Origin of the sequence: Devosia sp. Leaf64 (genome assembly GCF_001421945.1) — a bacterium.
Taxonomy (GTDB): domain Bacteria; phylum Pseudomonadota; class Alphaproteobacteria; order Rhizobiales; family Devosiaceae; genus Devosia.
In genome coordinates this window covers 300944-314433 of record NZ_LMLO01000019.1, presented here as the reverse complement: position 1 = coordinate 314433, position 13490 = coordinate 300944, and the positions used below count along the sequence as shown (strand labels likewise).

The window sequence follows — 13490 nt, the reverse complement described above, 5'->3', positions numbered from 1 at the left end:
GAGTGGCTGCCATGTCCGGTTCATAATGGCAAGAACCGGAAGCTGCCAGTCCGGAAACCACCCCGTTCCGACATACCCCCCAAATCCAAAAAGGGCACCTCGCGGCGCCCCTTCAAAATCCGAAAATCCAAAAACCTAGCCGTCGAGCTTGGCGCCCGTGACCACGGCGTGGAGGTCGATCAGGCCGACCATGCGGCTTTCGTGGGTGACGATGCCGTTGAGCAGTTCGGTGTCGATCGCGTTGCCTTCCGGCACATTGTGGATCTCTTCGCGGTTGACCGTGAGAATGTCGCTGACGGCGTCGACGAGGATGCCGACCCATTTGTCGCCCACGCTCATCACCACGACGACATGGTTCTTGGTGGGCGAGGTCTGGCCATCGCCGAAGCGGGCGCGGAGGTCGAAGATCGGCACGATGGTGCCGCGCAGGTTGATCACGCCGCGCACAAATTCGCGGGTGTTCGGCAGCGGGGTCGCACCGTTCCAGGCGCGGATTTCGCGCACCGTGGTGATTTCCACCCCATAGGTCTGCTCGCCTATTGAAAAGGCGATGAGCTGCAGCGTGTTGGCGCCGACGACGCCCGACTTGTCGCCATTCTCTTCGCGGAGGCTAAGCGCTTCCATTCTCTTGGCCTTTCTGCCGCCTCGAAAGGTCGGCTACTCACTCAAGGCGGCTCGCGGCCGCTTTTTACTCGTTTGGCTCGGCCCAACAGGGCCGGGTCACTTGGCCCAACTAGGCCGCGTTCTGATGGATCATGGTGGTGCGCAGACCCTGCACGTCGACGATCAGCGCGACATTGCCGTCGCCAAGGATCGTGCCGCCGGCAATGCCTTCGACCTGCTCGAAGTTTTCTTCGAGCGACTTGATGACGACCTGCTGCTGACCGATGATGTCGTCGACCACAAGCGCCACCTTCTGGCTGCCCTCGCTTTCGCAGAGGACGACGAAGCGTTCGTCGGCGGCTTTGGTCGAGTGCATGTTGAAGCGCTGGGCCACATCGATGACCTGCACATATTCCCCACGCACCTGCAGCACCTGGCCACCGGACGGCACGCGTTCAAAGGTTGCGCCCGAACACTGCATGGTCTCGACGATCGAGGAGAGCGGCACGACGTAGGGCGACTCGCCGACCTTGACGAGCATGACGTCGAGCACGGCCAGCGTCAGCGGCAGGCGGAGCGTGACGCGCGAGCCCTTGCCGGTCCAGGAGCGGACGTGGACGGAGCCACCGATCTTCTTGATGTTGGAGAGCACCACGTCCATGCCGACGCCGCGGCCGGAAATGTCGCTGACTGCTTCTGCCGTCGAGAAACCCGGGGCAAAGATCAATTGGTCGATCTGCTCGTCTGTCGGAGTGATGTCTGGCGCAACGAGACCCTTGTCGCGGGCAAGCTGCAACACGCGTTCGCGGTTGATGCCGTTGCCGTCGTCTTCGACGATGATCAGAATATTGCCGCCAGCCTGTTCGGCCGAAAGACGGATGGTGCCGATTTCGGACTTGCCGCGCGACTTGCGCTTTTCCGGATCCTCGATTCCGTGGTCGGCCGAGTTGCGGATCATGTGGGTCAGCGGATCGGACAATTGCTCGATGACGGTCTTGTCGATTTCGGTGTTCTCACCGATCGTTTCGAGCTTGATCTTCTTGCCGGTCTTGGTCGCAAGTTCACGCACGAGACGCGGCATGCGGCTAAAGACCGATTTGACCGGCTGCGCACGGATCGCCATGACCGAGTCCTGCAGCCCGCGGGTGGTCTGGGCCAGAACTTCGAGGCCGCGCACCAGTTCGGTATAGCGGGCGCGCAGGTTCTCATCCATCTGCTGGGTCAGCATCGATTGGGTGATCACGAGTTCGGAGACCATGTTCACCACGCGGTCGACCTTATCGAGATCGACGCGGATGGACTGCACGCCAACGCTGCGATTGCCACCTTCTTCGCCGCCTTCGGCAGAAGCAGGCTTGGGCGCAGCAGGCTTTGGTGTCGGCGCCGCAACAATCTTCGGCGGCGCAGCAGCAACGATTTCGCTCGCGAGATCGGCAAAGCTGAGACCGGCTTCTTCTTCGACAACCGGGGCAGCAGCGGGCTTCGCCGGCGCGTCGACGACTTCGTCTTCCGTCAGCGCCAGCAAGTTTTCTGCCTTTGCCGGAGCGACAGGCGCGGCTGCAACCGGCTTGGGCGCAGCAGCGGGCTTTGCGGCTGGTGCCGCAGCCTGGCCAAGCGGCACGACCTCGATGCGGCAATCGCCATCGACGAATTCAAAGACTTCGCGGATCGCAGCTTCCGTCAGATCCGGCGCAAACAGCGAGATCTCCCAGGAGCAATAGACCCCGAACGGCTCGAAATCGCTCAGCGGCGGCACTTCAGAAAGGATCGCCTTGACGTTGATCTCGCCGAGCGCACCGAGCTCGCGGAACAGCAGCAGCGGATCATTGGCGCGTGAATAGAGCTGGCGGAACGGCGTGAAGCGCACTTCCCAATGACCCGGCTCGGCCGGCATAGGGGGGGCGTCAAACGTATCGGCCTCGGATTCAGCCACAGCCTCGACGACTACTTCAGGCTCGGATTCGACGGCGAGTTCGACGCGCACCGGAGTGAATTCGATATCGAATTCCTCGATGATCTCGCCGCTCCACTCGTCCTCGTCACCGCGCTGGCCGCGGGCGATGGCGTCGAAGCGCTGCTTTTCCTCGGCGCCATAATCGGCTGCGAGTTCTTCGCCGGTCTGGGCGGCGTTGATGAAATCGGCAACGATGTCATTGGCGCGGATGCAGAGCGTAACCACATCGTCGGTCATCTCGACGCGACCGTCGCGCACATAATCGAGCAGGGTTTCATAGGCATGGGCAAAGCCCACAAGGCCGGAGAACCCGAAAGCGCCGGCGCCACCCTTGATGGAGTGAATAGCGCGGAACACGGCATTGAGCCGATCCGCATCCCGCTCCCCGCTCTCGATGGCGGCAAACTGCTCTTCAAGCTCGTTCATGAGCTCGGAACATTCGTCGAAATAGGTGGCCTTAAAGTCGTCGAGGTCGCTCATGGCGGCGTACCAGCCTTCGGGAGGTAGTGTGTTAGTGGACCACGCGGTTGATGACGCTGATCAGCTTGTCGGGGTCGAAAGGCTTGACGATCCAGCCGGTGCCGCCCGCGGCCTTGCCCTGATCGCGCTTGTCCTGGCTGGTTTCGGTGGTGAGGATCAGGATCGGCAGGCTCTGGTACTGGCCAGAAGCGCGCACATTCTTGATGAACTCGATGCCGTCCATGACGGGCATGTTGATGTCGGTGATCACCACATCGACATTGTGGCTCATCAAGACGTCGAGCCCCTGCTTGCCGTCTTCGGCCTGCAGCACCTCGAAGCCGGCATTGCTCAGCGTGTGGTGCAGCATGGCGAGGATGGTTCTCGAATCATCCACGGTCAGTACGCGCAAGGTCATGGCTTCATCATCCCGGAAAACTGTGTGCCGAGGCCAAGCCGTTCGATGGCGGCCAACATGGCAGCACTTGGCGCTTCAACAGCGAATTCATTGTGGTTCCGGCGGGCGGTCTCGGCTGCGCTGATCAGCATCAGCAGACCATTGGTGGCGACGCGCTGCACAGAGCTGGCGACGACGGTTACCGGGCCATCTTCAACGGCATCGATCAGCTTGTCGCGAATAGCGTCCAATGCATCGAGGTCGATGACCTCTGGCAAGGTGACCGCGCTTGCTTCCTGTTGTGCCATTCTTGGCTTGCCCCCGGATTTCTCTCCAGCGCCATAATCGACTGGAACGGTTTAAGAAGTGCTAATCAGGGAAACACCTGACGCGACGCTGCGCTTGATGCGGCAGGCGACTGCCTGTAACCAGACCCCGACCAACCGGACGCTCCACGCCATGACCAGCAAAATCGCCCTGACCGGGCTCGCCCGTGATCTCGCCGCCCGCGCCGAAGCCGGCAAGCCGATCCGCGTCGGCGTCATCGGCTCTGGCGAAATGGGCACCGATCTCGTCACCCAGATGAGCCTGATGAAGGGCGTCGAAATGGCGGCGATCGCCACGCGCCGTCCGCACACCGCCCTTGCCGCCATGACCATCGCTTATGGCGACGAAAGCCATGGCAAGGTCGTCGATACGCCAAGCGCCGCAACCGCCGCAATCGAGCAGGGCAAGATCGCCATCACCTCGGCGGAAACCCTTGTCACCACGCCAAATATCGACGTCGTCATCGACGCGACCGGTAAGCCCGGCGTCGCCGCCGATTTCGATCTCACGGCCATGGAGCATGGCAAGCATCTCGTGATGATGAATGTCGAAGCCGACGTCACCATCGGGCCTTATCTCAAGGCACAGGCCGATCGCCTCGGCGTTGTCTATTCCGTCGGCGCGGGCGACGAACCCTCGTCCTGCATGGAGCTGATCGAATTCGTTTCCGCTCTCGGACTCGACATCGTCGCCGCCGGCAAAGGCAAGAACAATCCGCTCAAGCATGACGCCGTCCCCGACGATTACCGCGAGGAAGCCATCCGCCGGAACATGAACCCGCGCATGCTGGTCGAATTCGTCGATGGCTCGAAAACTGCCGTCGAAATGACCGCTATCGCCAATGCCACGGGTCTGATGCCCGATATTCCGGGCATGCACGGCCCCAAGGCCGATCGCGACGACATGGCCAAGGTGCTGATCCCCAAGGCCGATGGCGGCATTCTCAATTCCTCGGGCGTCGTCGATTTCACCATCGGCAAGGGCGTCGCCCCCGGCGTCTTCGTCATCGTCAAGGCCGAGCATCCGCGCATCATCGAGCGCATGGACGATCTCCATATCGGCCACGGGCCCTATTATGCGTTCTTCCGCCCCTATCACCTGACGAGCCTTGAAGTGCCGCTGACCTGCGCGCGGATCATGCTCACTGGCAAGCCCGACATGGTGCCGCTGCCGCGCCCGGTCGCCGAAGTCTGCGCCGTCGCCAAGCGCGATCTTCTCCCGGGCGAACCGCTCGATGCGATCGGCGAGACCTGCTACCGCTCCTACGCCATGACATCAGCCGACGCCCGCGCCAAGGGCGCCCTCCCCGTCGGCCTCCTCGAAGGCGGGGTGGTCACGGCACCGGTTAAAAAGGGCGATCTTCTCACCACGGCCAACAGCCAGCCCGACACATCGACGCGTCTCTTCGCGTTGCGCCAGGCGCAGGACAAGATGCTGGGCTTCTAGCCGTCCGAAGGTAAATCGCTCCGGTGGAGCGATTTAAGGCTGGAAGTCCATGAGAGCGACGCTCGAATAGCGGGGGCAAAAAACCAAAAACTGCCCCATTCTCGCCGCGCTTCTCCCGGTATGTGCCGAGAGGATTTCCGAGACGGGGCAAAGATATGCAGCGATTTCTGGCCGGCCTGATCGCGACCACCCTTCTCGCATCCGCCCCTATCCACGCCCAACAAGTGCCTGCGCCGCTGAAAGATTGCCGCGCCCTCCTCAAGTCCGCCCGCGGCGACATCGAGCGGACGCCGCAGACCGAAATCGAAGACCTCGAAGACGGCTGCCGTTTCACCCAAATCGGGTTTGCCCTCGACACCCATGTCACCGCCGACATCGACGAGATGATCATCCGTAGCCCGGATCTGCTCGCGGTCTGGCCGACCGGCGACGTTTTCGAAGCCGCCGACCTGACCCTCAACGGCTTCAGCGTCCTACCCGGCTACAAGACCAACCTCCGCCTCGTCTACGACACTGATCCCGAGGCGCTCACCGCCAATATCGAGCGCCTGCATTTCGATGCCGGCCCCCTCGGGGCCTTCACCGTCAGCGCCCGCTTTTCCCAATTCGACAACACCGATCTCGGCTCGCCGCTGCTCGAAAACCAGGGCGGCATCATCCACAGTCTCGACATTTCCCTCCATGACAGCGGCCTCGGCGCGCTTCTTCTTCTCAGCCTCCAGCCCATCACGGGCCTGCCGAGCGAGGACGACGTCATCGCAATGTCGACCATCATTCGCGCCTGGCCCGAGCGCCGGCTCTCCACAGTGAGCGCCGAATCGCTCGTCCGCTTCCTCACCGCCATCCCCGATCTCATCGGCGACTGGACTTTTAGCTTCGAGAGCCAAACCGGTCTTGCCATCAAGGACCTCGCTGCAGCAAACTTCGCGCAGTTTGCTGGGCGACTTCCGAAAGACAGTATAATTTCGGCGACCGCTGCCAAGCGATAGACTCAACGAACTGTTAACCGGAGCGCCAATGCGTTTTGTTCTTGCCCTCGCCGCCGCGATTTCTTTCTTTGCTCCTGTCGCGCAGGCGCAGACGCCTCAAACTCCGGTTTCCGGCCCCTGCGCCGATCTCGCCAAAGCACTCGGCTTCATCGAGGCGACAAAAAAGACGCGTTTTCAAGACGGGGACGGCGCTTGCAGCATTACCCAGTTTTACGTCAGCTTCGGCAGTTACATCCGCTACCGGATTGACGAGGCCATCGTCCGATCACCAGAGCTGTTTACCGGCGATGTCGACTTAAAGAACGCTGTAGGCGGTTTCATCCTGCCCACCGAACTCGATATCAGCGTCACGGGTTTCGTTCTTGCGCCCGAGACTGGCAGTGCGCTCAACGATTACATCATCGAAACCCAGTCCGAGCCACTTGACCTTCATCTTGCCTATCGTTGGGACCGCGACACCGGCGCGCTAAACCTGGCCGATTTGGGCGTTCGGACACGCGATGGCAGCGCAATTACCATGGCCGCCATGGCATCGGATGTGGCTTTGACCCAGGAGCACCTCGACAAGCTCGAAGCATTGCCCGGCGGGATCGAGCAATTGATATTCAGCGTTGAAGACGCAAGCTTTTTCGCCAGCTTGGTCAGCCCTGCACTTCTTGGCATGCTACCTGATGACGGCGACCCTCGCGCACTCGTCGCGAGTTATCAGAAAGTCGCGGTCACCTTGATCGACAGCCTTCCTGGCGACAGCGTCTCCAACAACTCCAAAGCCGCCCTCCGCGACTTCGTCGAAAGCTTCCCCAAGCCTACTGGCGACTACACGGTCCAGCTCCGCGCCGATCCACCTATTCCCTTTGTATCCCTGCAGCCGTCCGACATCAGCGAGCTCCTTGGACTGCTCGCCACCACCGAGCTTACCGTAACGCACACTCCAGAAGAATAGTATCCAGCCCAGGGGCGAAAGGTCTAAAGACATTTAGCTAAAGCCAAAAAACCCCGCCTCATGGGCGGGGTCTCTGCGTTCAGGGCTTGATGGCGATCTTGCCCTTGCGGCCGGGTTCACCGCTCGCCTTGGCGGCCTCGGCCACCTGATCGATCGTATAGGCCGCCTCGATACCAAGGACCAATTTGCCCTCGGCTGCGTCCTTGATCAGTTCGCCGAGCAGCACGCCAACCCGCTCAGGCTTCACTGGCGGCTTGGCGCCCCAAAAACCCTTAACCGTGATATTGCGGAAGAGCAATTCGCCCGCCGAAATCTTGAGCGGCGTATTGGTCATCGCGCCGAAGCTGACCAGCTGGGCACCATCGGCCAGAATGCTCGAAAGTTCATTGGCGCCGTCGCCGCCGAGCGATTCAATGCCGCGCACGATCGGTGCGCCACCGGTCATCGCCCGCACCTTCTCGCGCCAATCGGCGCCTTCGGTCGCGACGACGGTCGTAAAGCCGGTCTTGGCCAATTCATCGACTGCCGCAGCGCGACGCAAGAGCCCCAAAACCTTGACGCCCTTTTCCGCGCCATACTGGGCGAGCAGCTTGCCCACAGCACCGTTGGCGGCGTTGATGGCGATCCAGTCGCCTTCTTTCACGTCCAGCGTATCGAGCAGCATCTTGGTCGAGAGCGGCATGGCCACGAGCTGGCACGCAGTCTCGTCGCTGACGCTATCGGGCACTGGCACGAGCCGCGCGGCATTGGCAGTATAGAATTCGGCCCAGGTCTGCTCGGCACCGCCCGCCACGCGCTGACCCACCTTCAAATTGGTTACGCCCGCGCCCAGCGCCTCGACGATCCCAACGGCCTCGGTGCCCGGCACGGCCGGCAGCGGCGGCTTGAAGCCATATTGGCCCGCAATGGTCATGAGGTCGTGGTTATGGATGGGCGAAAGGACCATCTTGACCAGAACCTGCCCCTCGCCCGGCTGCGGTCGCTCCGCCTCTTCAAACTTGAGAACGGTTTCGGGGGTGCCAAATTGGGAATAGACCGCACGCTTCATCGCGAGTTCCTTTCAGTTAAGTGGTTCACATAGGCTAATTGCCGTTAACGTCAACCAGTGCGCCTATTTGTAGTGCGCATGGCTCGTCTGTGTCGAAAGGGCAAGGCCCGCAAATTTCTCGCGGGCCGTTACAACTACTTGGTCTTGGTCTTTGTCGGCGCCGGGGTGCTGGCGCCTGATTCAAGCGCATCCATATAGGCGCGCCATTCTTCATAAGCCTTTTCCTGGTCCGGCAGCGGATCGCGCGATCCACCCTGGGCCACGAGTTCGCTCAACACCTGCTCGACCCCCGGACCCTTTTCTTCGCAGGTCCCAGGCTTATCAAGCGCATCGAAAGCCGGCTTATAGAAATAACTGTCATAGTCGTCGGTGCTGAGCTTGAGCTGGCCATAGGCCAGAATATCGGCCGAATCCGTTAGGAGTGACCACTCGGCATCGGTGATCTCAAACCCCGCGCAATTGGACGACACCACATTGGCCAGCACCACTTCGGTCAGAAATTCTTCCGCCCGATGGTCGGTATAGGACGAGAGATCGGGCAGCTTGACATAGACCTTGCCATCCGCCGCTGCCTGCTGCACCCCAGCCGCCACCAACAGACTGGCGATGATCATTTTTTTCAGCATTACAAAAGTCCTCCATGCTCGGGCCACAGGTGTCGCGACCCAAAGTGGAGAAAAGACGGCAAAATGCTAACGAGGTTGTCCGCCAACAAATTGCACAGCTTTGGCCCCGTTTTCAATTCCGCGCGCCAGACATGCCGAGAGATCGCGCCCCGCCATGAGTTCGGCGATAAACCCGGCCGCAAAGGCATCGCCGGCGCCCGTCGAATCCACCACATCGACCGTCGGCGCCGGCAGGCTCATAACCATGCCCCCGGCCCCACCCAGCGCCGCGCCATCCCGCCCGCGCTTGATGACGACCCGCTCGAACTGCGCCCCGAGCCGCTCCATCTGCAGCGTCAGGTCCTCCGTTCCAGTCAGCATGGCCGCCTCGTCGCCATTGGCAAAGATCCAATCCGCCTTGCCGACCCAGTCTAAAAACACGGACGGCCCAACTTCACCCAGAAACCCGATCGAAGCCGGATCGATGGCGACTGCCGTCCCCCGCCGCCGCGCTCGCGAAAGCAGCGATTGCACCGCCGCCCGCGGCCCCGGCGCAAAAAAGCTATACCCCGAAACGAGCACCAGCCCGGTATTGTCGAGCAGACTATCCGGCAGATCCTCGGCCGAAAGATTGAGATTGGCCCCGCGATCGGTGAGAAAACTGCGCTCTCCGCTCGGATCGACAAGCGTCACCAGCATGCCCGAATGCAGTTTCTCGTCGCCCGAAAGGCATGGCGTCACCCCGCGCAGCCGAAACCGGCCCTCGTGGCTGGCCTTGTCGACCATGCCGACCCGCGCCGCAAAGGCCACCTCGACCCCCGCTGCCCCGAGCCACACCGCCTGATTGGCGCCCGACCCGCCTGGCCGCGTCTCGATCGCCGCGCGCCGGTCCGAGCCGATCACCACCGGCCCCTCGGGCTGCACGATGACGTCGGTCATCACATCGCCGACGACGAGAACGCGTTTGCTCATGCGCGGCGAACGGGCGCTTTGCCGGCCTGCACCTTGGCCAGCGCCACGGCGATCTCGCCGGCCACCCGCGCATTGTTCTTGACGAGCGCAATGTTGGAAACGAGCGACTTGCCTTCGGTCAATTCGAAAATCCGCTGCAGGAGGAAAGGCGTCGTCGCCTTGCCCTTGATCCCCTGGGCCTCGGCATCCGCCAGCGCCTCAGCAATAAAGCCTTCGATGGCGCTCGCCTCCCAGGCGTTTTCCTCTGGGATCGGATTGGCAATTAGAACGCCGCCCATGTCGAGATCCCCCTGGATCGCCAGCATCTTGGCGACACCCTCGGCATCGTCGAAGCGGTGATCGACACCAAAGCCGCTCTCCCGCGCCCAGAACGCCGGAAAATGCTCGGTGCCGAAACCCAGCACCGGCACGCCATTGGTTTCGAGCACTTCGAGTGTCTTGGCGATATCGAGGATCGACTTGGCGCCCGCGCAAACCACCGCCACCGGCGTCCGCCCCAGCTCTTCAAGATCGGCCGAAATATCAAAGCTATCCTCGGCCCCGCGATGGACGCCACCGATACCGCCGGTCGCAAAAACCTTGATCCCGGCCAGCGCCGCGATCTGCATCGTTGTCGCAACGGTCGTGCCTGCCATCACCCCATTGGCGAGCAGTGCCGCCACGTCGCGCCGGCTGGCTTTCGCCGCCTTGTGGCCTTCCTGCGCCAGGCGCTCGAGATCTTCGCCCGAAACGCCAACACAAAGCCGCCCATCCATGATGGTGATGGTCGCCGGCGTTGCGCCGGTTGACCGCACCACATCTTCCACTTCCTTGGCCATGGCGAGGTTCTGCGGATAGGGCATGCCATGGGTGATGATGGTGGATTCAAGCGCCACGACCGCTTTGCCGGCGGCAAGCGCGGCCTTCACGTCTGCCGAAATCGAGAGATAGGCCTTGCCGGTCATCGGTGCCCCCTGAAAAAGGTTGAGGCAGGTGCTGTCCCTGCCGGTTTGAAACGAGCTTTTGCGCTTGCCGCTTTTTGCGGTCAAGCCGGATAAAAACTTCTGTTGGTGCGTCTTGTCGCCCTAGGAAAATGGCTTTAGTTTGCCCCTTATCCGAGCGGGAAAGGGCACTTCGCTGACCAGGTCATTTGTTGATGGCGCGCGCCTTGCGCCTCGATATTCGCCCCTCAATGGGCCGATCGCAGCGACACTCCCGGGTGCCCTTGGGCGCCCCCTCCTAACGCATCCCGATTTGCCGTCCGTTTCCGCCGCGAGCACTCCAAGATGAGCCCTCGGGCTTGAACGCGGTTTTCCCCGCGACGCCTGCCGCTTGCGGCGCAACACCGCCCTGCCCTGGGCCAATGCCTTTAATCGAATTTCCATCAGGAGCTTTGAGGTTATGAACAAGACGCTCGCCCTCGCCTTTGGCGCCCTTCTGGCCGCAAGCCCTGCCCTTGCGCAGGAAGAGCCGGTCCTCAACGTCTATAATTGGTCCGATTATATAGCCGAAGATACCATCGCCAATTTCGAGGCGCAGACTGGCATCAAGGTCAATTACGACGTCTACGACAATAACGAGATCGTCGATGCCAAGCTTCTCGCCGGCAATTCCGGCTATGACATCGTCGTCCCCTCGGGCAATTTCCTTGAACGCCAGATCAAGGCCGGCCTGATCCTGCCGCTCGACAAGGCCCAGCTCACCAATATCGGCAATCTCGATCCCGCCGCCATGGAAGCAGCCGCAGCGCTCGATCCCGACAATGCCCATGGCATTCCCTATATGCAGAACACCATCGGCCTCGGTTACAACAAGGCCAAGGTCGCCGAAGCCCTCGGGACCGATGCAGCACCGACGAGCTGGGACATTCTTTTTGATCCAGCCACCGTCAGCAAGCTCGCCTCCTGCGGCGTTGCCGTGATGGATAGCCCCTCCGAAGTCATCGGCGCCGCGCTTCACTATCTCGGCCTCGATCCCAACTCGGAAAGCGAAGAAGACCTCGCCAAGGCCGAGGAGCTCCTCAACTCCATCAAGCCCTCGATCCGCTATTTCCATTCGTCGCAATACATCGACGATCTGGGCAATGGCGAAATCTGCCTCGCCATGGGCTATTCCGGCGACATGTTCATCGCCGCGGACGCTGCCGCCGAAGGCACCGAGATTGCCTACCTCATCCCCGAGGAAGGCGCGCCGACCCTTTATGACTTCCTCGCCATCCCGGCTGATGCGCCCCATCCGGGCAATGCCATGAAGTTCATCAATTATATCCTCGAGCCCAAGGTCGTTGCCGACATCACCAACACGGTGTTTTACGCCAACCCCAACCCGGCCTCGCTGGAATTCGTGAACGAAGACGTCAAGTCCAATCCCTCGATCTACCCCTCGGCCGAAACCCTCGCCAAGGGCTTTACCATGAAGGCCCATTCGCCTGAATTCGAAGAGGTCTTGACCCGAACCTGGACCCGCATCAAAACGGGCCAGTAATTTTAAGTTGGGGCGATCCATCCGGGTCGCCCCTTCACTCTTTTTCGTAGAGTCAGCCATGGCCAAGAAGCCGCAGCAGCTTGCAGTCGATACGCGTCCATGGCGCGATACCGCAAACCATAAGCCTTTCGTGCGCATCAAGAACGTCACGAAGAAATTCGGCGACGTCTCTGCGGTCAACGACGTCTCGCTCGATATCTACCGCTCCGAACTGTTCTGCCTCCTCGGCGGTTCGGGCTCGGGCAAGTCGACCTTGCTGCGCATGCTGGCGGGTTTTGAAACCCCGACCTCGGGCACCATCGAGATCGATGGCCAGGACATGACCAATGTCGCGCCCTATAATCGTCCCGTGAACATGATGTTCCAGTCCTATGCTCTCTTCCCGCATATGTCTGTCGAGCAGAACATTGCCTATGGCCTCAAGCGCGATCATCTGCCCAAAGGCGAGATTGCCGATCGCGTCGCCGAGCTCCTGAGCCTCGTCAAGCTCCAGGACTATGGCCGCCGCCGCCCCCATCAGCTATCCGGCGGTCAGCGCCAGCGCGTCGCCCTCGCCCGCGCACTTGCCAAGCGTCCCAAACTCCTCCTCCTCGACGAACCCCTTGGCGCGCTCGACAAGAAGCTGCGCGAAGAAACCCAGTTCGAACTGGTGAAAATCCAGGAAAGTCTTGGCGTTACCTTCATCGTCGTCACCCACGACCAGGAAGAGGCGATGACGCTCGCAACGCGCATCGGCGTCATGAATCAGGGCGAAATCGCCATGATCGGCGAGCCCACCGACATCTACGAATTCCCCAATTCCCGCTTCGTCGCCAATTTCATCGGCTCGGCCAATATGGTCGAAGGCGTCGTCACCGAGGATGAGCCGGGCCATGTCCGCATCCGCTCAGCCGAACTCGGCTGCGACATCTATGTCGGCCACGGCGTCGATTGCGCCCCCGACCAGCTCCTCTGGTGGGCCATCCGCCCCGAAAAAATGTCCCTGAGCCGCGAAAAGCCCGAAGCGCTCCACGACGCCAACGTCACCTCCGGCGTCGTCGAAGAAATCGCCTATCTCGGCGATATCTCGCTCTACCAAGTCGCCCTCGAAAGCGGCAAACGCATCCGCGTCAGCCAAACCAACTCCGTCCGCGGCAACCCAGACGCCATCACCTGGGAAGAAAAAGTCTACGTCACCTGGGGCGACAGCTCCGGCTCGGTGCTCACGGTATGACCATTTTGTGCCACATGGCCGAAGGCCACCTCTCCCTTCGGGGGAGAGGTCGGCGCATAGCGCCGGGTGAG

13 protein-coding genes are annotated in these 13490 nt (G+C 61.4%); 5 read left to right on the top strand and 8 right to left on the bottom strand.

Annotation, left to right across the window (positions count from 1 at the left end; translation table 11 throughout):
• Positions 1-135: 135 nt before the first annotated feature.
• From ASE94_RS12735 to ASE94_RS12720, 4 genes are all read right to left on the bottom strand, one after another.
• Positions 136-624, bottom strand: coding sequence for a chemotaxis protein CheW (locus ASE94_RS12735; RefSeq protein WP_061908246.1), 489 nt, complete (start codon positions 622-624; stop codon positions 136-138).
• Positions 625-733: 109 nt separating this feature from the next.
• Entirely contained in the window at positions 734-3037 is a 2304-nt protein-coding gene (locus ASE94_RS12730) for a chemotaxis protein CheA (RefSeq protein WP_062630692.1), read from the bottom strand.
• Between the two features lie 31 nt (positions 3038-3068).
• Positions 3069-3434: a response regulator gene (locus ASE94_RS12725; RefSeq protein ID WP_061908248.1), complete on the bottom strand. Its 366-nt coding sequence runs from the start codon at positions 3432-3434 to the stop codon at positions 3069-3071.
• Complete coding sequence (locus tag ASE94_RS12720; protein WP_061908249.1) at positions 3431-3721, bottom strand: STAS domain-containing protein; 291 nt, start codon at positions 3719-3721, stop codon at positions 3431-3433. The genes ASE94_RS12725 and ASE94_RS12720 overlap by 4 nt, the downstream gene beginning before the upstream one ends.
• 151 nt (positions 3722-3872) lie before the next feature.
• On the opposite strand from ASE94_RS12720, the gene ASE94_RS12715 reads away from it, so the two are divergent.
• The 3 genes from ASE94_RS12715 (at position 3873) to ASE94_RS12705 (ending at position 7118) form a co-directional block, all read left to right on the top strand.
• Positions 3873-5186: an NAD(P)H-dependent oxidoreductase gene (locus ASE94_RS12715; protein ID WP_062630719.1), complete on the top strand. Its 1314-nt coding sequence runs from the start codon at positions 3873-3875 to the stop codon at positions 5184-5186.
• Positions 5187-5341: 155 nt separating this feature from the next.
• The gene (locus tag ASE94_RS12710) at positions 5342-6175 is read left to right on the top strand and encodes a hypothetical protein (protein WP_062630691.1); all 834 of its coding nucleotides are present in this window, start codon (positions 5342-5344) and stop codon (positions 6173-6175) included.
• Between the two features lie 28 nt (positions 6176-6203).
• Positions 6204-7118 carry a hypothetical protein gene (locus tag ASE94_RS12705; RefSeq protein WP_062630690.1) on the top strand — a complete coding sequence of 305 codons (915 nt, stop codon included), beginning with the start codon at positions 6204-6206 and terminating at the stop codon, positions 7116-7118.
• Positions 7119-7197: 79 nt separating this feature from the next.
• On the opposite strand, the gene ASE94_RS12700 is transcribed toward ASE94_RS12705, so the two are convergent.
• From ASE94_RS12700 to ASE94_RS12685, 4 genes are all read right to left on the bottom strand, one after another.
• On the bottom strand, positions 7198-8166 hold the full coding sequence (locus ASE94_RS12700; RefSeq protein ID WP_062630689.1) for a zinc-binding dehydrogenase: 969 nt from the start codon (positions 8164-8166) through the stop codon (positions 7198-7200).
• Between the two features lie 134 nt (positions 8167-8300).
• The gene (locus ASE94_RS12695) at positions 8301-8792 is read right to left on the bottom strand and encodes a hypothetical protein (protein ID WP_062630688.1); all 492 of its coding nucleotides are present in this window, start codon (positions 8790-8792) and stop codon (positions 8301-8303) included.
• 66 nt (positions 8793-8858) lie between these two features.
• Positions 8859-9743 (bottom strand): PfkB family carbohydrate kinase, encoded by an 885-nt coding sequence (locus ASE94_RS12690; RefSeq protein WP_062630687.1) that lies wholly within the window; start codon positions 9741-9743, stop codon positions 8859-8861.
• On the bottom strand, positions 9740-10687 hold the full coding sequence (locus ASE94_RS12685; protein WP_062630718.1) for a pseudouridine-5'-phosphate glycosidase: 948 nt from the start codon (positions 10685-10687) through the stop codon (positions 9740-9742). Before ASE94_RS12685 ends, ASE94_RS12690 begins: the two co-directional genes overlap by 4 nt.
• 412 nt (positions 10688-11099) lie before the next feature.
• On the opposite strand from ASE94_RS12685, the gene ASE94_RS12680 reads away from it, so the two are divergent.
• Together ASE94_RS12680 and potA are read left to right on the top strand one after the other, a co-directional pair.
• Positions 11100-12206, top strand: a complete 1107-nt coding sequence (locus ASE94_RS12680; RefSeq protein WP_200913650.1) for a polyamine ABC transporter substrate-binding protein — start codon at positions 11100-11102, stop codon at positions 12204-12206.
• Between the two features lie 58 nt (positions 12207-12264).
• Positions 12265-13419, top strand: a complete 1155-nt coding sequence (potA, locus tag ASE94_RS12675) for a polyamine ABC transporter ATP-binding protein (protein ID WP_062630685.1) — start codon at positions 12265-12267, stop codon at positions 13417-13419.
• Positions 13420-13490: the final 71 nt, after the last annotated feature.